We start from the raw sequence: 23277 nt of genomic DNA on the forward strand, positions 1-23277 counted from the left end.
TATCAAATTGACATTAAAGCTGTGAAAGCAGGTGCCACAATGGACGTTAACGAAAACCACTCTAACTATAATTCCCATAAATATCGGACCCCAGATGGCGCACCTAGTGATATTGTCATCTTCACAATTACCTCAACGGAAAAGCATACGACCAAAAAGGCGTTGCCCATCCGGGAACTGCAGGTTCTGCTCATTCAAAGAAAACAATGGCCATTTGAAGGCCAATGGGCTTTACCTGGCGGATTTTGCCAAGAGTCGGAAAGTATGTACGCTTGCGCGAAGCGAGAATTACAGGAAGAAACCGGTGTGATGGATGTTCATATGGAATACTTTAACGTCTACAGTACGCCTGGACGCGATCCGAGAGGATGGATCATTTCTCACGCTTTCTACGCCTTAGTTAACGAGAAATTGCTAGCTGAAAGACGTGCTGATACGGATGCTTCGGATGTACGCTTATTTACGGTGGAGGAGGCGCTTGGGCTAACGTTAGCTTTTGACCATAAGGAGATTCTGACGGACGCTTTGCATCACATTCAGGCCAAAATGCTCACAACGACGATCGCCAAGGAGTTTCTCCCTGAAGAGTTCACCATCGGTGAGCTGTACCAAGTGATCCAAACCGTTGTTCCACATTTCGAGGAAAGCAACTTCATTCGCAAAATCACGTCTACGCAAAGCCGCAAAGGAATTATTGAAGAAGCGGTAGATCGTAACGGAGAGCCGAAGCTTTCGAATCGCTACTCGCAAAGAGCAGCACAGCTATATCGTTTTACTGATCTGACGCCACAGCTGTCGATTTACAGCTAGGCGCTTCTCTTTTACCTTTTGATAATGTCATATTGATAGTATTAATGAACTGGGAGTTAATCTTAAGGAGGCGTTAAGTATGAGAAGAGCATGGACATTTGTGGCATTACTCATCGGTATGGTTGCTATCGCGATCTATACGTCATCTACGGTAATTGAAATCGTTGCGACTACGACAGGCTTATTGTGCGTATGGTTGACAGCTAAGGAACATATATGGGCGTGGCCAATTGGACTGGTCAATGTCGGCTGTTTCTTCGTGATGTTTTGGGAAGCCAAACTTTATGCAGATACGATGCTGCAGGTGTTCTTTTTTATACTAAGCGTGTATGGTTGGATCATTTGGCTGACGAAAAGAGAAGGCACGAAGGTGCGTCCCACTCGAAAAATAACACCACGACTCATGTTCATATTAAGTGTATTTTTGGTGGTTATGACCCTGATCTGGGGCTACATTCTGCAAACGTACACGGATGCCTCGATTCCATATGCCGATGCTCTCATTGCGACCCTTAGCATCATTGCGCAGTATTTACTCTCATCGAAAGTGCTGGAGAACTGGCTTGTATGGATTGCTGTAGACGTGATGTCGGTAGCTATGTATGCTTACAAAGATTTGTATGCGGTGGCCTTCCTGTACCTTATTTTCTTGTTTATTGCCACGGCTGGATACGTCTCATGGAAACGAGAGTTACGCATCGTAGATCGGAGGGGACTCGTATGTCACAACACAAAACAGGCCTGACACTTGGGAAGTTTGCGCCCCTGCATCGGGGGCATCAACTCATGATCGAAACAGCGATCAAGGAAACAGATGAAGTCATTGTCGTTATCTATGATTGCCCCGAAACGACGGATATACCTTTACGTGTGCGCTCCAATTGGATTCGTACCCTCTATCCGCAGGTGCAGGTTATTGAAGCATGGGACGGTCCGATGGAAATAGGCGATACGCCTGCGATTAAAAGGATGCATGAGGAATATATCCTACAGAAGCTGGAGGGGCGGAAGATTACACATTTTTACTCCAGTGAGTTTTATGGTGATCACATGAGCGCGGCTTTGGGGGCAGAGAATCGCCAAGTTGATCCGGATCGTCATACATTTCCAGTTTCGGGCACGCTAGTGCGTCTTAAGCCTTTTGACCATAGAAGGTTCCTGAGTCCAGTTGTTTATAAGGATATGATTGCAAAAGTCGTATTTCTTGGGGCTCCTTCCACAGGCAAATCCACACTTTCCGCCTATATGGCGAAGCGGGAGAACACGGTTTGGATGGCGGAGTACGGACGTGAGTATTGGGAGAAGCATCAAGTAGATCGCCGATTATCATTAGAGCAGCTGGAGGAGATTGCGGAGGGTCATTTGGCAAGAGAAGAACGTCTTATGAAAGAAGCACGAGATGTTCTCTTCGTGGACACCAATGCGATTACAACGTATATGTTTTCTCATTATTATCACGGTAAGGCTACGCCACGTTTGACTCAACTGGCGGTGGATGCGGCGTCGCGATACGATCTTGTTTTTGTTTGCGATACGGATATTCCTTATGCAGATACCTGGGATCGTTCGGGAGAGGTTCAACGGTTTGTGTTTCAGAAGCAGATTATTGCTGATCTTAAAATGAGACAAATTCCGTATTTCCTGTTACAAGGAACTCTCGAGGAGAGAGCGGATAAAGTAAGTCATATTTTGAAGACATATCATAAATATCATAGTTTGAGTGAATGTTTAATAACGCAGTCTTGAAGTATGGAGTGCAGTGAATATGAAAATAACTTACGGACAAGTGAAAGCACCTAGAAACGGTGGCGCTCACGCTGTCCGTTTTTTCATGCAATTAACCAAGGGCCGACTACTTAATATCTTGTAAGAAATTCTAGAAATCACAGAAATTTATCCGATAGGGGGATGCTATTATACAAATATAAACAAAGACGAGGTGATGAAATGCAAGCAAAGCTGGCAACGGACGCCATTCCCACCCCCAAAAAGCGGGATTCATGGATAAGAACGATACAAAGATATAAAGTGATGTATGCTCTCTTATTTCCGGCATTAGTGTACTTTGCCGTATTCAAATATATTCCTATGGCGGGAATCATTATTGCTTTTAAAAACTATAACCTAGCTTTGGGACTATGGGATAGCCCATGGGTGGGATTGAAAAATTTCAAAGATTTTATCAATGGCGTTTATTTCTGGGACATTATGCGAAATACGATTATCATATCGCTGTATAAGCTATTGTTCGGTTTCTCTGCTCCTATCGTACTTGCTTTGCTTCTCAATGAAGTGTATACCCAATGGTTTAAGAAAATCGTGCAAACGATCACGTATCTACCCCATTTTCTGTCATGGGTCATTGTTTATGGACTGATGGTGGCGTTATTAGCACCAGGGGATGGCCTGTTTAACATGATTTTTAAGCAAAATGGGATTCAACCTATCTCCTTTTTAACGGAACCTGCCTGGGGCAGACTGCTGATCATCCTATCTGAAATATGGAAGGATATTGGCTGGGGAGCTATCTTGTACCTTGCCGCATTAGCAGGCATTGATCCAAGTTTATATGAAGCAGCTCGAATTGATGGGGCTTCCAAGTGGAGACAGCTATGGCATGTCACATTACCCGGCATTCGAGGGGTCATTATTCTGATGTTGATCCTGAAATTAAGTCATATTCTAGACGCTGGCTTTGACCAAATATTCATGTTTGCCAACAGCTTTAACCAGGAGAAGATCGATATTATCGACACATGGGTATACCGTGAAGGGTTGGAGCGTCTTAAGATTGGCTTGGCTACTGCTGTGGGATTGTTTAAAGCTATCATCGGATTTGCTTTAGTTTTGGCTGCGAACAAGATTGCCAAAAAATTCGATGGGCAAATTTGGTGAGGTGGTTTTATAAATGATTAATTTGACAGTCGGGGAAAAAATATGGCAAGTAGTCGTATATTTTATTCTTATTATACTAGCCCTACTTTGCTTACTTCCCTTTTTATATGTGGTTGCTGTATCAGTGACACCAGAATCGGAAGTAGTAAGAAAAGGAATTGTTATTATTCCAGAATCCTTTACGTTCGTAGCCTATAAAGAAGTTTTCATTTCTCATGGTATAGGGCAGGCGTATAAAATTACGTTGTTTCGAACGATCGTAGGCACGGCGCTAAATGTGCTTTTTACGGTACTAGCTGCTTATCCGTTGTCCAAAAAATATTTGCCGGGGCGCAGCACATTTTTAATATTCATTGTGTTTACCATGATGTTCAGCGGAGGCTTAATTCCAACCTATTTGTTAATCCGCTCTCTAGGATTGCTAAACAGTCCGTGGGTATTGATTATCCCGCATCTCATTAGTGCATTTAATTTGGTTATTATTAAAGGCTTTTTCGAGCAATTGCCTGCTGAAATCGAGGAATCGGCGAGGGTTGACGGTGCAAGTGAACTTCAATCGCTTTGGAGGATCATTTTGCCCCTCTCGTTGCCCGTGCTTGCTACAATTTCCTTATTTTACGCCGTGGGGCATTGGAACAGTTATTTCGATGCGATTGTTTACTTGAATGATTCGAACTTAATGCCGCTTCAAGTTGTCTTGCGCAACATTTTGCTTAACGTCGCAACACAAAGTGCGGACTCGATGGCCAATTCCGGAACGGTTAGTAAGTTCGCTGTGCAAATGGCTGCTGTCGTCGTGACGACGGTTCCGATCTTGATCGTTTATCCATTTATGCAAAAGCATTTTACCAAAGGTGTGCTTATGGGATCGATTAAAGGTTAAAAGCAATTCCTACCTAGGTTGTTACGGGGACACCGTGATAATATATATACAAGCAAAAGGAGAGGTCAATATGGAACGTAAAAAGATTTCATTTACTGTTCTGGCTGCTATAGTTGGGCTGGGAACGCTATTGTCAGCATGTGGGAACCAAGAAGAAGTTAAGCAGACAGCTTCGAGCATCCCTCAATCCGAGGCTAACAAGTTTGCGACCAAAATGAAGATTTCGATGTTTAACCAAGGTACTTTCAATGCTGCCGCTCCGATACCTCCACGTGAGGAGGATATTCAACGCCAAATGTTGGAAAAGGCGATGAACATCGACTTGGATATGACGATTCCTCAAGCTGGGCAAGCAACAACCAAACTGAATACACTCATTGCAGGTGGAGATATTCCAGATTTGCTCTTCTTGAAGAGTCGGTCCGATCTCGCGCAGTATTATGACCAAGGCGTTCTTGCGGATTTGACCCCATATTTGGATCAATTTCCCGAACTGAAGAAGCGTTTTGGTAAAGACTCATGGGAGGCGACGTCATATCTGGGCAAAACCATTGGAGTTCCAGGTTATGATAATGTAAACGGTATCAGTCGAAGCTTCTTCATCCGCAACGATTGGTTGAAAAAGCTGAATTTGAAAGTGCCGACAACCCCTGACGAGCTGTTCGAAGTGATGAAGGCCTTTACGGAGAAAGACCCAGACGGAAACGGCAAAAACGATACGTACGGATTCATAGGCGGTATGAATAAAGAAGGTAATCTGCAAACTTACGGCTTCGATAGCTTGATGTGGATGTTTGGCGTCAATCCTCCCTCCGCCATTGAAGTGAAAGACAATAAACCGGTATACCTATTTATTGATCCCAAAATGAAGGAGGCGCTCGCTTACATCAATAAAATGATGACAGCGAAAGTTGTGGACCCGGACTGGGTGACGATGAATACGCCCGATTTGTTGGACCAAAAGTTATTTAAAGGTAAAGTTGGCTTCATGATCAGAGATGCCCGCAGATTGGAACCGGATTATCAGCAGAAAATGAAAGAAATCGGCGGAGAGGTGCCGGAATGGATCGTCATTCCTCCAATGAAAGGGCCATACGGCGATCAAATCGTGGAGAGAAAATCGTTCCAAGGCAATTCATGGGCTATTTCCAAGAAAGCTGACAAGGATAAAATCATTCGGATCCTGTCTATGCTGGAATATATCTTTACGGACAAAGAAGCCTATCCGAATTTCGCATACGGAATTAAAGGGATTCACTGGGATGTCGTAGACGGCAAGATCAAAAATAAAACCTCGGAACTATCCAAGGAAATGAAAGAAAAGTACTTATGGGTGGATCATTATAGAATGCCGCGCCGTGGCGATGATGCCGAGTACTTCAGCTTCCAGAATCCGAAGACGGCAGAAGCTTTCACGAACAATCAGCAATATGTGGGTCTTACTTTACCCGGAAATTTATTGACGGCAGACCCGAGCGATACCTTGGCGGCTGACCGCACACGTTTCATTAATGAAAGCCTAGTCAAATTTATGTCTGGCAAAGATCCTCTGACCAACTGGGACAATTTCCTCAAAACATTGGATACCAAGTTCGACATGCAGAAATATAAGGATACAGCCGTTAAACAATTTAAAGAAGCAGGCCTAATTAAGTAAATGAACGAAGAGAGTGGCGATAAATCGCCCCTCTCTTTGTTGTCCTATGCTATGCTTAGTTGAATACAGATACCAAAGGAAGATGACCGATGCGAAGAAGAATCAGCTTGCCTATAAAACTATTTATGATCGTGTTCGCGTTTGTATTAAGCTGCATCATCTTAATAAGTCAATTGTCCTATCGCTATGTTCAAAAGGAAATAAGAACCAACGACATTTATTACACAAACCAAATATTGGACAAAGTTGACCAGTATTTAACGGTTAATTTTTCCTCCTTCCAGACGATCTTGTTCTCAGTTGAAACATCGGTGAAAGCAAACATTTCCAATACGGAAGTGATCAAAAAGCAATTAAGAGAGCTCTATGAGCTTAACAGTAATTACGTGAGTAACATTTATTTGATTAATAGCGATTTATCCATTCTAGGTGGAAGTACGACTACGCGAATTTTTGATGAACCTTTATCGGATAGAAAGCCTTTGTTTGATGCGGCCGACAAGAACAAACGAACTACCTTTGTCAGTGATCCTTATAAATCGAAGTATTCCGGCTGGACAGTTACGATGGTGCGATATCTCAACGGCACTCCGACCCCTATGGCTATTGCCGTAGATTTGGATCTAAATGCCATTGAAGAAACCTTGTTTAAGATTAATAAAAAAGAACAAATGAATCTAGCTTTGATCACGCCATCGGGTAAAATCATTGCTGGATTTTCAGAAAATAGAGGCCCATTAAGTATTCAGGATCATACTTTTTCAATCGGGGAAACGTCGGCAGAACAAATTCTGGATACGACGGGAACAAGCCTACAACTCCATACAAAAGATGGCTTACCGGTCTCCATTCTGAAGAAACCGACGGAGAAATTCAATTGGTTCCTCATCTCGATCAACGATGAATCTCGCATGGAAGCTGCGTTGTCCAGATTGGAAAACTATTATCTAGGACTACTAGTTGCAGGCTTGCTCTTAAGTTTGTTCATTTCCTTTTTGATCGCCAAGTATATAAGGAATCCGCTCTATGCACTCAAAACAAAAATGAAGCGGGTAGAGCAAGGCGATCTGACAACGACAGTTACCATTAAGCGAAACGATGAATTCGGTGACCTTTCCCTAGCATTCGACCGTATGCTGCAGCAAATTGTGGAGCTGATTCGGCGAGCAGAGCTGCATAATGAACTTGAGCGGAAGCTGGAAATCCAAGTGCTGCAATCTCAAATAAATCCTCATTTTCTATATAATACGCTTGGATCAATTAGCAATGTCATACGTCTTGGACAAATAGAGAAAGTAGATGTGGTAATCGGGTCTCTTATTTCAATATTGGAATACGGGATTGCCGACGCTTCGGAGAAGGTTTCACTACGTCAGGAGTTGCGCAATGTATCGGACTATATCGCGATCCAGAACATCCGTTATAACAGGCACTTCCACTTGATTGAGCATATCGAAGACGGGTTAATGGATTTCCCAGTTTTTCGAATGCTGCTGCAGCCCATTGTGGAGAATAGTATCTTCCATGGCTATAACGGAGGGGGAATCGAAGGTTCGATTACGATTCATGCCTACAGGCAGGGTGGCATCGTCATGATTGAAGTCATTGATCAAGGCGAAGGAATTCCAGCAGATCGAATCCAGCATATTTTAATGGAAGACCCAGGTAGTCCGGAAGTAAAAAGGAAAAGAATCGGGTTAAATAATATTCATGGTCGAATAAGACTTCACTACGGGGAGCAGTTCGGGCTCCAAATCATAAGCACACCGCAAGAAATGACCTGTGTTCGCGCCGTATTCCCGGTAGGTTTGTAAAGGAGATGGATGAAAAGTGAAAGACTACACCTGCTTCATCGTTGATGATGAAGATTTAATCATTCAACGATTGGAATTATTTTTTAGCGAGCTTTCCCATAAGGAAAGGCGATTCCATTTAGTGGGAAAAGCGAATAATGGGCTGAAAGGGATAGAGGAGATCTTACAGCTAAAGCCGGATATCGTCATCTCCGATATCGTTATGCCGCGAATGGATGGTATAGCGATGATTGAGCAGTTGAAGCCCGAGCTGCCTCATACCCAATTTATTCTTTTGACTGCCTATTCGACATTTGAATATGCACAGCGAGCTATTCATGCCAACGTATTGGAGTACATTGTTAAGGTTCCATTGAATGAAGCGGATTTGGATCGAGCTTTAGGTAAGGCAGCCGGAATTTGGGATGAGGTTAAGAAGAAAGAAGAGGAATTTCAATCATTAAACGTATCCATTCTTGAAAATAAATATAGAGTTCGCAAGCAATTTTTTAACGAGCTGATCAGAGGCGAAATACCTGCTCATCGGGCATCGAATTTCGTGAGTAGCATGGAGTCCCAATTCTTTCAAGCCAACTACTGCTGCTTTATTGTAGAAATGAATCTGTATGAAAATTTTCGCAACGAATATTCAGCGGTTGACCAAAACATCTTGAAATATGCGATTACGAATGTAATCGAAGAAACGGTGATGAATTGTGGCAGGGGTGTAGCTACGGATCTATCCGATAATCGTTTTATTGGCTTTCTTTCCTGGGAAAATAATCGCAGTGATATGGATACGGAATATGCTTGTCAGGCATTGGGGAGTCAGATCGTCTCCCATTTGCAGCAGTATTTGAATCAAAGGGTATCCGTAGCTTTTGGCGGTACGCATCGAGGCTGGGAATCCATCAAACAAGCCTACACGGAAGCTCAAAATGTAAGTGACGATTTCTATTATCATGCAGAGAAAGTAGTCAAAACACCCGCGCATCGGTTCCATTATCGGAATGACAGAAGAGAGGACTTTCAGAAGAAATTGGCTGATTTTCTAGTATGGGTGCAGAGACAAGTTGCCAAGGAAGAGCTGGAGAAACAATTTGCTGATTTAAGCCAATTTGCTACTGATCATAAAATCCATAAGTCTATCATGGCACCTATGCTTCGAGACTTGTACAGAGATATTGTTATGAAATTTAAATCGGGGAACACGTCGACCACGGATGTAGCAGAGTTTCCCATAGAATTTATGGCATTTCGGGAGCAGTTAGCCTATATTTCCGACTTCACATTCGAATATGTACACGCCGGCCAACTTTTATATCGGGCAGAAATCATGAGAGCCATGCGGTTTATAGAGAAAAATCTGAAACAGCGTTTAACATTGGAGGCTATTGCTGAGGATGTGAACTTAGCGCCATCGTATTTTAGCAGCCTATTTAAAAAAACAATGAACGAAGGTGTTATCAGCTACATCAACCGTAAAAAAATACAATTGGCTCTCGAGCTGTTAAATGTTCAAGATTATTCTTTATTGGAATTGTGCGAGGAAGTAGGCATAGTAAATGAAGGGTATTTTTGCAAATTATTCAAAGAGTATACGGGCGATACCCCTAAGCAATATCGGATAAAAATGACAAGGTATGAAACCAAGTAGGGTTGCAAAAAAATGTATGAGTTTTTCTCGAAATCATGTAAAAAAACAGGGATTAAAAGGCTTACCATGATAGATGTATCTAATCATGGAGGTTATCAAAATGGAGCTTATTAAAGCGGATGTAACCGTCGTAGGCGGAGGTATTGCTGGGCTATGCGCTGCCATTGCTGCCGCTCGTCAAGGGCTGCAGGTGTCACTTATTAATGATCGACCGGTTCTTGGGGGGAATGCCAGCAGCGAGGTTAGGGTTCATATTAACGGGTCGGCCTATCTCGGCAAAAGTCCATCCTATTATGCGCGTGAGGGCGGGTTGGTAGAAGAGCTCAAGTTGAAGATTTTCCACTATAATCCGTTATATAACAAAAAGCTTATGCTTTCGCTTTCGGATACGGTCTTGTTGGATATGGTCTATGATGAGCCTAACATTTCTCTATTTCTAAATACATGCGTGCATGAAACGGGAATGGAGAATGGCAGAATCAAATGGGTGGAGGGCCTTCAATTGGCTTCCGAAAGGAAATTCCGTTTTGAAAGCCGAACCTACATCGATTGCTCGGGAGACGGGGTTGTCGGATATCAGGCAGGTGCTCTCTTCCGATGGGGGAGAGAAGCGAAGCATGAATACAAGGAAGACTTGGCTCCTGAAGTGGCAGACCATTACACCATGGGAGATACAATCCTTTTCCAAGCCCGCGACGTAGAATATTCCGTTCCGTACAAGAGACCTGGCTTTGCGTATGATATTACGAAGTTGGCCTTTTTCGATAGTATCAGAAAAGGCTTGAACCATCGGGCCTTTCCTAGAAAAATCAACGGGCTTGGCGGATTGTGGTGGCTGGAATACGGCGGGCATATGGACGTTATTACAAACAATGAAGACATCGCATTGGAGCTGCGGAAATTGGTTTACGGGATTTGGGATTATATCAAAAATAGTGGCGAATTTGATGATGTCGACAATCTCATCTTGGATTATGTCTGCCCAATTCCGGGCAAGCGGGAGTCGAGGCGGTTTATTGGGAATCACATGTTGTCTCAAAATGATCTGACCACAAAGCCGCATTTCGAAGATGCTGTATCCGTCGGGGGATGGTATATGGATTTACATGCTGCTAAGGGCATCTACGATGAAGGACCCGCTACAGCATGGAATTTCGTTCCTGGATTGTACAATATTCCTTTTAGCAGTTTATTTTCCCAAAATATTCCCAATCTCATGTTCGCTGGTCGCAATATAAGTGCTACCCATGTTGCTTTCGGATCGACAAGGGTAATGGCAACCTGCGGTTGTATGGGGCAGGCAGTTGGAACAGCCGCTTCGTTATGCTTGAAATATGACGTTGACCCTGCAGACATCGTCGAAGCTCATATGGGGGAGCTGCAGGCGCTGCTGCTTCGTGATGGTCAAACGATTGTAGGGCTTAAAGAGGAATTGGATCCATACTTTGCTGACGGATTACATATTCGTGCCTCGTCTCAGCGCAGCTATGACAATTCTCATCCAACCGAAGCGATTCCCTTGGAGAAAGGGGTATGTTTGGTCTTGCCGATTCAGACATCCAAGGCGGAAAGCGTACGGATCAAAATTAAAAATATTTCTGAGCATTCGGAAACTCTGCATGTGAAGCTGTTTGGCGGGGAACGGAAGGAAAACTACATTCCCACCAGCCAGTTGAAAGACTACAGCTTGGCTATTGCAGCCGGTCATGACGACTGGATTACGCTGGACTTAGGCTGCAAGAAGCCGGCGGACGACAAAATATACATCGTACTGGAAGGTACGGCGAGCCTTGCTGTATACGGCAATGAAGAGAAGATTACAGGAGCGGTCAGCTTCCATTATAGGCCGGAAGAGCCTTCCAGGCTGAAGAAATTCAATAAGAGCATCTGCTTTAAGGACCTGCTGCCATCCCAGAATATGTATAATCCCGAGAATGTCGTCAACGGCTTCTCCAGACCTTATGGTCTGCCGAACGGCTGGATTTCCGAACGTACGGAAGGACGGGAGTGGTTGGAACTCTGTTTTGCAAGCCCTAAAAATCTGGATGAAATCCATCTTGTTTTCAATTCACAGTTGGATTTGGAGCATTTCGACGATCCGATCGAACCTCTTATCCAAGATTATGATGTGACCTTGACCTTAGAAGACGGGACCGAAAGGGAAATCATAATCCGTGGAAATTATCTCACGTTGAATAAACATAAGGTGGATACGATAGGTGTTACCCGAATCCGGATTAGTTTCTGCGCAACTTACGGTTCGCCTTATCATGAAGTGTTTGCTGTAAAATTGTTTGCTCCTAAAAACGATAAGTGAGGTCAGGTGAAGTCGCGATGCAGGAATTATTCCCTCGAAGAGGGTTACCCAATGTCATTCAGAAATTGGAGAATGGGGAAACGGTAACAATCGTCTATTTTGGCGGCAGTAATACGCGTTCTAAAGGATACAGGGTTATGACGGCGGATTGGCTTCGTGGGCAATATCCCAAGGCGGATATCCGCTCTGTGAATGCAGGCATTGACGGTACTGGATCGGATTTGGGCTGTGCTCGTTTGGAGATGGATGTACTGCGCCATCAGCCTGATCTCGTGTTTGTTGAGTTTGTCGGTAACGATGGCGGAGTTCCCGAGTCCAAGGCGCGGATCGAAGGAATCGTCCGTCAGCTCCGCAAGCGGAGCCGGTTTATAGATATCCTGTTCGTTTACACGCTGAAGGAGCGAGATGTAGTAGGATTTCAGTCTGGGGAATACCAGAAGGGAGCGCTTATGCAAGAGGAAGTGGCCGATTATTACGGTATTCCTTCGATTCATCTGGGTGTAGCGGTCAGTCAATTAGTGACGGGAGGAAAGCTTATTTTTACCTCAGGGGGCTCAGGGGCAGACAAGTCCATTCCCGGGGTCGTTGTTTTTACGCATGATTCGATCCATCCTATAATTCCCGAAGGACACCAGATTTACACGGATACGATCACACGGTCATTTGAGAAAATGAGTGAACTTCGAGATCGCTTGGGAAGGGTGGAACATAACTTGCCTCATACCCCTTTGGTCGCGGCCAACCCTTGGGAGTACGCCGCTATGCTGCCGCTGGATGGCCATGCTAAATTATCGGCAGGATGGTCCTATATGAGCGCCGATGATTTAGATCTGGTCCGCGAGTATAATTGGTTGTTCCCCGGCCTATGGCGGGCAGTCGATTCTGGGGAGGCTATCACGGTGCAGTTCGAAGGCACTCACATCGGGCTGTTCGATATCGGGGGACCTGATTCCGGCAGATTGAAAGTGACGGTGGATGACGGGGAGCCCTTCCTTGTCGACCGATTCACGCCATACAACGATCATAATCGAAATCAGTATGTTTTCTTGCCAGAGCTTCCGAATGGGCGACATACGGTTCGCTTCGAAGTCGATACCGAGAAGACAGACAAAGCGGCTGTGTTTGAGGCATCCGGCAATGAGCGAGGTAGGGAGCATGTTCGGGAGCATCCGGATTGGTACGATCAAACGGTGATCCAGCTTGGGAAGTTGTTGTTGGTGCAGCCGCCAGTATAAGGGATGAGAACGGCGTTGTCCCCTTGGAAGAAATTTTGCTGTTAGGTGACATGCTAGGATAAAAATGACGAATAAGATTATAAAATAAGCCTAAGAGCTGAGTGGATGAGAACGATCCATTCGGCTTTTTTTCATACACATTTTTACTTTATCCATAATTTGGGTGGAGTTGGGTAGTATGTAAGGCGGATGTTCGAGAAAAATAGAGGGAATCGCTTGACATGGAGTAAACTCCATACGTTAAGATGCGGATGCGGTTAAAACGAAACTGCTTAGCTGGAATCAGAGAGGAGGCGAGGGATGGAGACCACATTTTCAATCGCAGAGATTTCCCAAAAGTCAGGACTCAGTTACGATACGATACGGTATTATGTAAAGATCGGACTCCTGCAGCCAGCGAAGCGTAAGGAAAACGGGCAGAGGGAATATGGCACAATCCATCTCGAACGTTTAATATTCATCACACATCTCAAACGAACCGGCATGCCGCTAAAGGAAATTGAACATTATATGTCCTTGGCATCCGCTCGAAAATACGAAAACTGTTACAACGTACTTTCTGAGCATAAACTCAAAATCGAGTCACAACTGGTGGAAATGAAGGCAACTTTGGAAGTGGTGAAGTATAAGCTGGACCATTTTGATGACCTAATGAAGCGAACAAGTTTAGGAGGAGATTGAACATGAATACAGAAAACACCTATCAAGTTACACCTCAAAAACCGATTCATTCGGGCTTTGGTCCGCAAACAACAGCAAGGGAAGTACTCGAAGGCTGTGACTTGAGTGGGAAAATCGCGATCGTGACTGGTGGGTATTCAGGCGTCGGACTTGAAACAACCCGCGCTTTGGCAGAAGCAGGTGCGACAGTAATCGTACCCGCACGTACACCAGATAAAGCTCGCACATCGGTTGCAGGCATCCCTCGAGTTGAGCTGGATGAGCTGGACCTGGTCGATCCTGCTTCAATAGACGCATTCGCGAAGCGGTTTCTGGACTCAGGTCGACCGCTGGATATCCTGATCAATAACGCCGGTATCATGGCTCCTCCGCTAGTACGTGATGCACGCGGCTACGAATCCCAATTTGCAACCAATCATTTGGGTCACTTTCAATTGACGTTGCTGCTCTGGCGGGCCTTGAAACAGGCGGGAAAGGCGCGGGTGGTTTCTGTTTCTTCAACTGGCGTCCGCTTCGGTGGTGTTGACTTTGAGGATCCAAACTTCGAACGGCGGGAATATGATAAATGGAAAGCTTACGGCCAGTCCAAGTCAGCTAACGCGCTTTTTGCCGTCGCGTTGGACAAGCGTGGTCAAGCGCACGGTGTCCGCGCCTTTTCTCTCCATCCGGGCAGAATCATGACCGATTTAGTGCGTTTTATGACAGAAGAGGAAAAGCTTGCAGCAATTGGGGAATTGAAGACCACTGAGCAGGGTGCTGCAACTAGCGTGTGGTGCGCGACCAGTCCGCAACTTGAGGGCAAAGGAGGCGTTTACTGCTTAGATGTCGATATTGCCGAAGTCGTTACAGCAGAAGCCCCGCAAGGGCTGAGCCAAAAGCTGTCGGGTGTATTTCCTTGGGCGATCGACCCAGATTTTGCGGAACGTCTTTGGCAGGTCAGCGAGAAGTTGACCGGCATGAAATTAATGGCTTGATCATGACGCTAGATTTGCAAGAAACATAGAATGAATTCTGGGTAGGAAATTAGTATATAAGGTGTAGTATTCTTCTGGAAATAAGGGAGAAGCTGCACCTTTTTCTTGTATGCTGTGGGTCCTCTTCAGTAGCCTCACGGAGTGGCGATAATTGGAAATAACTGGCAATTTAACAATGCGTAATCTCACAAATCTGTGTAAAAAAATGTTCAATAGAGAGCCACATCAGGTACAGTCCTCCTGCAATAATAAACACTGTACCAGCAATAGCAATCCAAATATGCGACTTCGTTCTTCCGTTTTTACTTTTATTACCTGTATCCCATTCATCTAAAGGTTCTATATAGCTCCCTCCTTTTCCTCATCAACCGAACTCACCCCATACCGCGCCAAAGCCTTAGATGCCGACTCCAACATGCGTCTTTTCAAAAAATCCCCCTCAATGACACGAACTCGCTTGCCGAGAAAACGGATCTTGGAAAGCAGATACTCCGTTTCGTCGCCAAGTATAACTACCCTGACTCTATAGATATCATGCTCTGTATCATACGCAACGTCTTTTTCAAAACTGGAGAGGGCGTATAGGATACGTGACAACTCCCTGTTGTAATCACGAACGACTTCAAGAACAGCTTCGCCTTTCCGAACGTCGAGGGCCATTTTGATCTTCACCAGGATGCTCTCTGCATCTATCGTTTGTAATGCCTCTGCAGTGACAGAAGCTATCTTATCCAGTTTGGTGCGCATGAACGTGTGGTGCCGAAGGTGGAACCAAAGCAGGTACCATTCCCTTTTGACCATGGAGTATTCTAATTTATAAGGCATCCCTGATTGGTCCGAATGAACGCGTCCACCTTTGATCTCGTAAGATAATTGGATTCCGCTTTTTTCAGTGATAAGCCTTCGTAAAGATCGCAGGAGCGGGTGGTAGACCTGTTTCTCCAAGCTTCGTGCTTTCTCAATGAGATGATCAGTGGTATCCATGACCCTATCTTGTGCTAGGATAGTACGCAGTTTATCCAATGTATCAGGAGTGAAAGCCTTATCCGCCGCAGGATGCCCGAGCATCGTTTTCAGCCAGGCTCTTTCGTGTGAAGTGACCATGAACGTACCTGAATCCTCTAGCCGGGAAATGATCTGGTAGTTAAAAATCTTCTCAAACAGATTCATAGTAAGCCTGAATCTCCTTCCATTCGGCGATCATTTCCCTGCGGAATTGAACAGGCTCGAGTATTTCACAGCTAGACCCGAAGCTGCGCAGCCATGGCTTAATTTCTGTCGTCCCATTAACCAGGATCTCATAGATAAAAGAATGCTCGTCCTCCTGTACGATTTGCCCCCATTGTCCTTGCAGCATAACACGCTCTTTAACAAAGTTAGGCGCAGAACCTTCTGGATTGTAAAATCGGGCACGAACCGTCACGGCTCGCCCCGTGTCAATCAGCCAGCTAAACCGGATTTTCGCTTGAAGCTCGTTCATTCTATTCTCAAAGACATCCTCGTCAACAGATTCATCTTCTTCGATCTGCGTAATCCCTTCTAAACGATACTTCCGAACACTTTCTCTGCCATTGGAGAGTAGATACCACCGCCCGTACTGGTGATCATAGACCACTTTCAGCGGGAGTGTTTTCTCCACTTTTCCGTTCGTATCCCGCTCGAATAGCGGGTTGGTGTTCTTGGAGGCATAGCTCTTTTCGGACTTTGGTGAAAAATATAAGAATCGAACTTTACGGCGGTTGCGAATGGCACTAAGGATGGTGAACAAATGCGCCTCATCTAAGATACGTGAGTAATAGTGATACTTATATAAAAAAGGCTCAATGGCGTGCCTCTCTGTTTGTTGGCGAAGAAAGTGCTTTTTCAAGCCGTCGCGCAGCAAATAACCTTGAACAGAAGGTACCTGCGTGTTTGCCATGATATCTACGAAATCATAAAGATCATACAGTTCATCGTCTGTCAGTCCGTGGATCAAATCGTTTTGGATGCGGTAGCGATAGGGACGAGCACCTGCTTGTCTTGCAATGACACCAACTTCTTCCAAATACTTAAGATCAGAACGAATCGTCTTCTCATCTGGCAAGGGTAGAACGGAAGACTGACTGGTGCAACAGATGTCTAACAGTTCCATGGCTGTCAAAGCCTTTTCATTCATAGCAGCTAATAGCAATGAGATTCTCTGAGATTCAGATTCCTTCAGTGACTTGGCTCGAAATAAGAATAGCAGCATCGGATCGGTGGACTCGTAATAGCTGAAGCGAATCGTTTCGGCGAACTCCTTGCGCTGCTCCTGCGGTAAGTGCTGATACGTGGAGCTTACGATTTCTTTTAACCGTCGAATCGTCTTGTCAAAGGTATGGATAGAAATGCCCAGTCTCTCTGAGAACTGCTGTCTGTTGTAGGCACCACTCGTCAGCACAAGCATGCGTAGAAACTGGATTTCTTTATCAAAGCTTTCCTTAGCCACGCTACTCCTCCGTTCAATCTACAACATATCTCCATTGTAACAGGGGACGGAATTGGGCGAAATGGTAAACTTTCTCTGTTGTCGTAATACTTTTACCATGTTCGATGGGTTAGAAATAAGCGAAAATAAGGTCATAAGGCCGACACGATAATGTGTTGGAGATAACAATCATCGAGGCGTCTGGAAGGGTTACTTCGACTTTTAATCGGCATGTCGTTGGTTCGAATCCAACTTCCTCCAAGTGGAGGAATAGCTCAGTGGTAGAGCAGCACGTTCCTTTCCGCCATTTTCCTCGATGATTTTCAAACAAAAGAACAACTGGTGAGGCGCTGAGATGGGTTACTTCGAGCTAATCGACCAATAGTAAAACCCGGGCATTATGGCAGGTTCGACTCCTGCAGCAAACCTATCTCGCCTTTTCCTCACCAGTGTTTCATTTAAGGAGGTTCAAGAAAATGAGCATAGCCAAGAAATTGTTCGGTTCACTTAGACCGAATACGGTTAACAAAGACAACTATCCAGCATTCACGCGATCTGTGGAAGAGCAGTATCTGCAGACACTTCTAACCAATACAATGAGCAATACCTTTTATGCGGATCAAAATGAGTTAGTAACCGAGGCTGCGCAACTACATCACGAAATGGCAGATGCCAATCCGACGTTTATGGCCAAAGCCATTGTTTTCGCTCGAAATGAAGGCTTCATGCGCTTACAGCCGTTGTTCGGGCTTGCGATTTTGTCCCAGTACCGCCCAGACTTGTTCGCCTTAATCTTTCTGCAGGTCATCCGTATTCCTTCTGATTTGTCGGATTTTCTAACGATTCTGAATGGGCTTGGACGAGGAGAAGGAGGCCGTGCCGTGAAACGGCAGGTGAATCGCTTTTTAGCGGGCGTATCTGAATATTGGGCTATCAAGTATAACGGGCATGGTAGAGGGTATAGTCTAGGAGATGCAATAGCTACGGCACATCCGAAGCCACAAGACTTGAAGCAGCAGGCGTTGTTCCGTTATTTACGGGGACAAGAGGCGAATCAAGGATTGCTGCCGCAGGTGGAAGCACTGGAGAAGTTAAAGCTCTCCACAACGGAGAAGGAACAGATCGAATGGATTGAACGTGGTAAGCTGCCGTATGAAACCGTGACAGGTGCCATCAAGCCATCGAAGGCAGTGTGGGAAGCGCTGCTCTATCAGATGCCGACATTTGCACTGCTTCGTCATATGAATGCTTTGTTGCGGGCTGGGGTTTTGGAAGAGAAGAAGAACTTGGAACATGTCATCAATCGGATAACTGACAAGCAGGCGTTGCACAAAGCCAAGATTATGCCTTTCCGATTAGCGACGGCGTTCCGCCAGGTGGAGCACGCGGACCTGCGAGACGCTTTGCGCGAAGCGACGGATCTTACTTTTGACAATTTGCCGGAGCTTGGGGAACGTACTGCTATTTTCCTAGATATCTCGGGTTCGATGAACGGTCAGTATCTGGAAATTGGTTCGGTTTTTGCCTTGGCCCTGTACAAAAAGACGCAAGGAAACTCCCTATTCTGGCTATTCGATACAGAGGTTGTGGATGCCAAACCCTCCCGTAAGGATAGTATCCTCACACAGGCAGAGCAGATTCATGCTCGCGGCGGAACGGATACAGGGGCACCGGTCAGGAAGCTTATTCAGGAGCACAAGAAAGTAGATCAAATCATCATCATCACGGATGAGCAGCAAAACAGCGGCAGTTCCTTCTACGAAGAGCTGAGGCGGTATCGCTCGAAGGTAAATCGTGATGTGAAGGCATTTATCGTGGATATAGCGCCTTACCGGCATGCGATGGTTCCAGTTCAGGATACGCAAACCTTTTACATTTACGGGTGGAGCGACACGGTTCTTGCCTACATTGCGCAGTCTGTGCAAGGATATTCAACACTTGTGGAGCGGGTAGCAGCGATAGAGTTAGAGGATTGAGTGTAACATTTACCGAAGGAGGAAGAACCACATGTCTGATGTTCATCAACAAATCCTAGAAGAATTGAGACGGATCGAGAAGGAAGAAGACGTCCGTATCTTGTATGCCTGTGAATCAGGCAGTCGAGCATGGGGCTTCCCGTCCAAGGATAGCGATTACGACGTAAGATTTATATATATTAGGCCTGTGGAGTGGTACCTATCGATTTTTGAGAATCGCGATGTCATCGAGCGACCGATCAGCGATATGTTGGATATCAATGGCTGGGACTTGAGGAAGGCTTTGAATTTGTTTCGTAAATCGAATCCACCATTATTAGAGTGGTTACAGTCTCCTATACGTTATATGGAGAACTTGACGATAGCTGATCAAATCCGTCGTATTTCGCCATTAACCTTTTCACCAAAATCTTGTATGCATCACTACCTGCACATGGCGAAGGGGAATTATCGGGAATACTTGCAGGGTGATCATGTCAAAATCAAAAAGTATTTCTATGTCCTGCGCCCGATTTTGGCCTGTGAATGGATTGAGCGAAATAACACAATGCCGCCCATCGAGTTTCAAGTACTTGTCGACCGTTTAGTACCAGAGGGCAGTCCGCTGAAGGCAGCTATTCAAGAGCTGCTTGCTCGTAAAATAGCAGGTGATGAGATGGATTATGAGCCAAGAATCAATCCGATTAATGAGTTTTTAGAGGCGAGAATAGCCTACTATGATCGAGCCGCATCCACTGTGCAGGCTGGTGAGGGTGATCAGGATCGGCAGCTCGACGAGTTGTTTCGCTCAGCGTTGAAGGAAGTATGGGGATAGGGTTTACAATTTTCAAGTACAGGAGCTGAACGACATGGCCTATCAAAATATAAACGGCGTACGCGTCTGGGGGCAGCCCGATGAAGGCGCTTTGTCACAAGCAAAAACATGTTCAGAAACAGGAAGAGTCGTTCAAACGCTCCTCATGGCTGATCATCATAAAGGATACAGCCAGCCGATAGGCGGGGTTGTCGTATACGATGGTCAATTGTCGCCATCAGGTGTAGGCTATGATATCGCTTGTGGGAATAAAGCCGTAAGAACCAACTTAATGGCATCGGATATTAAACCTCGCATGGCAGGACTGATGGATCAAATTGCACGCAAAATTTCCTTCGGTATCGGACGTGTAAATAATGAAAAGGTTGATCATGATTTGTTCGATGACCCAGATTGGGATGTATACAAAGCAATCGGTAAACAAGAGCATGACAAGTTAAAGGCACTAGCACGTGATCAGCTTGGAACGGTGGGCAGCGGGAATCATTTCGTGGACGTGTTTGAGGAAGTGAGCACGGGGAGAGTGTGGGTGGCGAATCACTTTGGCAGCCGCGGGTTTGGTCATAAGACGGCTAGCGGTTTCATCAATCTGACGGCAGGCCGCGAATTTCTGGGTAACGCCCCAGGTGAGAAGATGGATCAACCGCCGATTCTTTTGGATTTGTCGAGTGAACTGGGAGACATGTACTACAGAGCCATGAAGTTGGCAGGGCGGTATGCCTATGCGGGGCGAGATTATGTGATGGAGCAAGTGTTGACTATTTTAGGAGCAGAAGCTGATTTTGCGGTGCATAATCATCATAATTTTGCGTGGAAAGAGGTTCATAATGGTCAAGAGACGGTTGTTGTTCGTAAAGGGGCAACGCCTTCTGCACCTGGGCAACTGGGATTTATCGGGGGAAGCATGTGCGATATTTCCGTGATCGTCAGAGGGAAAGATACCGATGAGAATAGGGATGCTTTCTACAGCACGGTGCATGGCGCTGGCAGGGTTATGAGTCGGACGCAAGCAGCTGGCAAAATGAACTGGAGAACCCGCACCCGAAGCGGCGGACAAATTTCACCAGATCGCATGATGGATGCGGTCAACGATTACGGCGTTGAGCTCCGTGGAGCAGGTACGGACGAAAGTCCGTTTGTCTATCGGAAGCTGGAAGATGTGCTGGGCGCGCATGAGGAGACGATTGAAGTTCTGCACGTGTTGAAGCCAATCGGTGTTTGTATGGCAGGGGCGGATGAGTTTGATCCGTATAAGGATTAAGAGGGGAAGAAGCGGCATGCTGTAACGTTGAAAAACATCACTACAGCTGCGGAAAAGCGCCAAATGGCCTCTGTAGTGATGGGAAACACGCTTAAAGAGGGAGGCCAGGAAGTAATCGGCCGAATTTAATGCTGTAACGTTGAAAAACACCACTACAGCGTCGGGAAATCGCAAACTGCCGTCTGTAGTGATGAAAAACAAGCTTACAGTCGGAGCCAAGGGAGAACGCGGTGGAAAAGGTAAATTATTCTCAAAAAAAGGCAGTCCCCCAAGTAGATATCTACTTGGGGGACTGCCTTTTTTACTTATTCAACGCATCCTCTAGTTCCCACGTATCGCCAATGCCGCTCACCTTGTAGCAAGAACCCTCCAACGAAATACATGCTTCCAGCTGGAGCTGCGGAAAGGTTAACAACCAGCTCTCCTCATTGTTCTCGTATTGGATCGGGAGCACGTCATGCAAGTGCCGGATGAAATCGAAGACATTCGTGTCATCGCCGGAATCCCGCTTGAAATCAACCCAATGACCTGTGACCTTTCTATCGTTCACCGAGGTGAGGAGATCAATAAGCCAAGAAGGAGCAGCCCCTGCTTCATCAAGCTCGTTATCCGCAATGTGCTCCGCCAAAGCTTGCTTATTAATCTTCTGCGACCCGTCGGCAGTCAATGCTATAGTTAGCTCATCCAAGAGCTGACTCAATTTATTCCGTTCTGATGAACCCATGCCCTCATCCTCCTAGCTTACTGGAAACATCGTATTGATTTTCAATTTGCCATCGTCTGGCTGAATATCTAATTGGACCTGATCGCAGGTGACCTCTGTGCCATCGCGGAGATAGCCGACGCCTGCACCTGGTACGCTGATCACGGTACCCATGCCGACGAGCTTTTGCTTCGGTGCGTTTTTGGACACTAAAGCACTGTAAGCACTGGTGAAGGCCGCCTTATGCTTATCATCCGAAACGAATTTCGAAGCGGCTTTGCCCGTTGGCACTTTACTCACACGACCTGAAGGCGCGGTACCGCTTTTCAGCCGCTCGCGTTGTTGTTCTTCCGTGGTATGCGCCCCGTGATCGGCATAGGAATGCCCACCACCGACATCATACGTACTCGGATCATTGGCATCCAATCCATCATACAGGGTGGCAGCTACCTTTTGAATCGTATCCGAAGAGGCTGATGCTTCTCCACTTACTAAACTATCGTTGTCCGATCTCTTCATTTGCATACGTTCTCCACCCAAATCAGATGCTTTCGCTCCCATTTGATCGGCTTCGGATTCTAATCCGTGATCATCATTAATGGCGACGCCCCCGGCTTGCTGCGTTGGGGCCACTCTGCCTTGACGCTGTTGGACGACATGCCAAGCCTCGTGTGGCAAATGCTGCTCTTGACCAGGTCCTACATGGATGTCATTCCCCTGCGCATAAGCTAAGGCTTGCAGCTGAGCAGGTTTATCGGAATTGTAATGGACCTTAACGGAATCCATGGACATACCCGATAGATTTTCAACACCTGCTTTGAGCTGATCGGGCATGCCCGTATTATTTGCCTTTTTCTGAATGGGCTTCTCGGATAGTGTTGGTGTTAGAGATTGGGATCTAAATAATTGAGCGACGGCGCGATTTCCGATGGTTCTCTGTAGTTGTGCGATATGTGAAGTTGAAAAAGGGGACATCCGATCCGCTGTTCCATTCTGTTTAGCCGAGCTGTTAGATGTGGTCTGCTTATCGTGTGGTTCTGACGATTGGTTATTTTTCACATGTGATTGATAACTCATGAATACAATGCACCACCCTAATTAAATTACCTAACTTTCAACAAATTTCCTTTAGTTTCCTTATTATTTTAAGGTAAATGTTACCATTGGACAACAGT

General features: G+C 45.6%; 19 protein-coding genes and 1 tRNA gene. 16 read left to right on the forward strand and 4 right to left on the reverse strand.

Annotated features, from left to right (window positions below; genetic code table 11):
- Positions 1-39: 39 nt before the first annotated feature.
- The 12 genes from AC58QG_RS22255 to AC58QG_RS22310 all read left to right on the forward strand — a co-directional run bounded on the left by AC58QG_RS22255 (position 40) and on the right by AC58QG_RS22310 (position 14902).
- On the forward strand, positions 40-810 hold the full coding sequence (locus tag AC58QG_RS22255; RefSeq protein ID WP_497364298.1) for an NUDIX domain-containing protein: 771 nt from the start codon (positions 40-42) through the stop codon (positions 808-810).
- A gap of 79 nt (positions 811-889) precedes the next feature.
- Entirely contained in the window at positions 890-1555 is a 666-nt protein-coding gene (gene pnuC / locus AC58QG_RS22260) for a nicotinamide riboside transporter PnuC (RefSeq protein WP_497364299.1), read from the forward strand.
- Positions 1531-2556, forward strand: coding sequence for an AAA family ATPase (locus tag AC58QG_RS22265; protein WP_497364300.1), 1026 nt, complete (start codon positions 1531-1533; stop codon positions 2554-2556). Before pnuC ends, AC58QG_RS22265 begins: the two co-directional genes overlap by 25 nt.
- 201 nt (positions 2557-2757) lie before the next feature.
- The gene (locus AC58QG_RS22270; protein WP_497364301.1) at positions 2758-3705 is read left to right on the forward strand and encodes an ABC transporter permease; all 948 of its coding nucleotides are present in this window, start codon (positions 2758-2760) and stop codon (positions 3703-3705) included.
- A 13-nt stretch (positions 3706-3718) separates the two neighbouring features.
- Complete coding sequence (locus AC58QG_RS22275) at positions 3719-4588, forward strand: carbohydrate ABC transporter permease (RefSeq protein WP_497364302.1); 870 nt, start codon at positions 3719-3721, stop codon at positions 4586-4588.
- Positions 4589-4658: 70 nt separating this feature from the next.
- Complete coding sequence (locus tag AC58QG_RS22280; RefSeq protein ID WP_497364303.1) at positions 4659-6245, forward strand: extracellular solute-binding protein; 1587 nt, start codon at positions 4659-4661, stop codon at positions 6243-6245.
- 89 nt (positions 6246-6334) lie between these two features.
- A complete protein-coding gene (locus AC58QG_RS22285) occupies positions 6335-8059 on the forward strand; it encodes a sensor histidine kinase (RefSeq protein ID WP_497364304.1) in 1725 nt (574 codons plus the stop codon).
- A 16-nt stretch (positions 8060-8075) separates the two neighbouring features.
- A complete protein-coding gene (locus AC58QG_RS22290; protein ID WP_497364305.1) occupies positions 8076-9695 on the forward strand; it encodes a response regulator transcription factor in 1620 nt (539 codons plus the stop codon).
- A gap of 100 nt (positions 9696-9795) precedes the next feature.
- The gene (locus AC58QG_RS22295; RefSeq protein ID WP_497364306.1) at positions 9796-12012 is read left to right on the forward strand and encodes an FAD-dependent oxidoreductase; all 2217 of its coding nucleotides are present in this window, start codon (positions 9796-9798) and stop codon (positions 12010-12012) included.
- A 17-nt stretch (positions 12013-12029) separates the two neighbouring features.
- Positions 12030-13247 carry an SGNH/GDSL hydrolase family protein gene (locus AC58QG_RS22300; protein ID WP_497364307.1) on the forward strand — a complete coding sequence of 406 codons (1218 nt, stop codon included), beginning with the start codon at positions 12030-12032 and terminating at the stop codon, positions 13245-13247.
- Between the two features lie 300 nt (positions 13248-13547).
- Positions 13548-13928: a MerR family transcriptional regulator gene (locus AC58QG_RS22305; protein ID WP_497364308.1), complete on the forward strand. Its 381-nt coding sequence runs from the start codon at positions 13548-13550 to the stop codon at positions 13926-13928.
- A gap of 2 nt (positions 13929-13930) precedes the next feature.
- A complete protein-coding gene (locus tag AC58QG_RS22310; RefSeq protein WP_497364309.1) occupies positions 13931-14902 on the forward strand; it encodes an oxidoreductase in 972 nt (323 codons plus the stop codon).
- A 339-nt stretch (positions 14903-15241) separates the two neighbouring features.
- Here the strand turns inward: AC58QG_RS22310 and AC58QG_RS22315 are convergent, their stop codons facing one another.
- Together AC58QG_RS22315 and AC58QG_RS22320 are read right to left on the reverse strand one after the other, a co-directional pair.
- Positions 15242-16072 carry a WYL domain-containing protein gene (locus tag AC58QG_RS22315; RefSeq protein WP_497364310.1) on the reverse strand — a complete coding sequence of 277 codons (831 nt, stop codon included), beginning with the start codon at positions 16070-16072 and terminating at the stop codon, positions 15242-15244.
- Positions 16059-17369 (reverse strand): helix-turn-helix transcriptional regulator, encoded by a 1311-nt coding sequence (locus AC58QG_RS22320; RefSeq protein WP_497364311.1) that lies wholly within the window; start codon positions 17367-17369, stop codon positions 16059-16061. Before AC58QG_RS22320 ends, AC58QG_RS22315 begins: the two co-directional genes overlap by 14 nt.
- A gap of 182 nt (positions 17370-17551) precedes the next feature.
- Between AC58QG_RS22320 and AC58QG_RS22325 the strand changes: the two genes are divergently transcribed.
- The 4 genes from AC58QG_RS22325 (at position 17552) to AC58QG_RS22340 (ending at position 21399) form a co-directional block, all read left to right on the forward strand.
- A tRNA-OTHER gene (locus AC58QG_RS22325) sits at positions 17552-17609 on the forward strand.
- A gap of 215 nt (positions 17610-17824) precedes the next feature.
- On the forward strand, positions 17825-19324 hold the full coding sequence (locus AC58QG_RS22330; protein ID WP_497364312.1) for a TROVE domain-containing protein: 1500 nt from the start codon (positions 17825-17827) through the stop codon (positions 19322-19324).
- 31 nt (positions 19325-19355) lie between these two features.
- Positions 19356-20138: a nucleotidyltransferase domain-containing protein gene (locus AC58QG_RS22335; protein WP_497364313.1), complete on the forward strand. Its 783-nt coding sequence runs from the start codon at positions 19356-19358 to the stop codon at positions 20136-20138.
- 34 nt (positions 20139-20172) lie between these two features.
- Complete coding sequence (locus tag AC58QG_RS22340) at positions 20173-21399, forward strand: RtcB family protein (protein WP_497364314.1); 1227 nt, start codon at positions 20173-20175, stop codon at positions 21397-21399.
- Between the two features lie 301 nt (positions 21400-21700).
- On the opposite strand, the gene AC58QG_RS22345 is transcribed toward AC58QG_RS22340, so the two are convergent.
- Positions 21701-22123, reverse strand: a complete 423-nt coding sequence (locus tag AC58QG_RS22345) for a hypothetical protein (RefSeq protein ID WP_497364315.1) — start codon at positions 22121-22123, stop codon at positions 21701-21703.
- Between the two features lie 12 nt (positions 22124-22135).
- Complete coding sequence (locus AC58QG_RS22350; protein WP_497364316.1) at positions 22136-23179, reverse strand: eCIS core domain-containing protein; 1044 nt, start codon at positions 23177-23179, stop codon at positions 22136-22138.
- Between the last annotated feature and the right edge of the window lie 98 nt (positions 23180-23277).

It is taken from the genome of Paenibacillus sp. J22P169 (assembly GCF_059691995.1).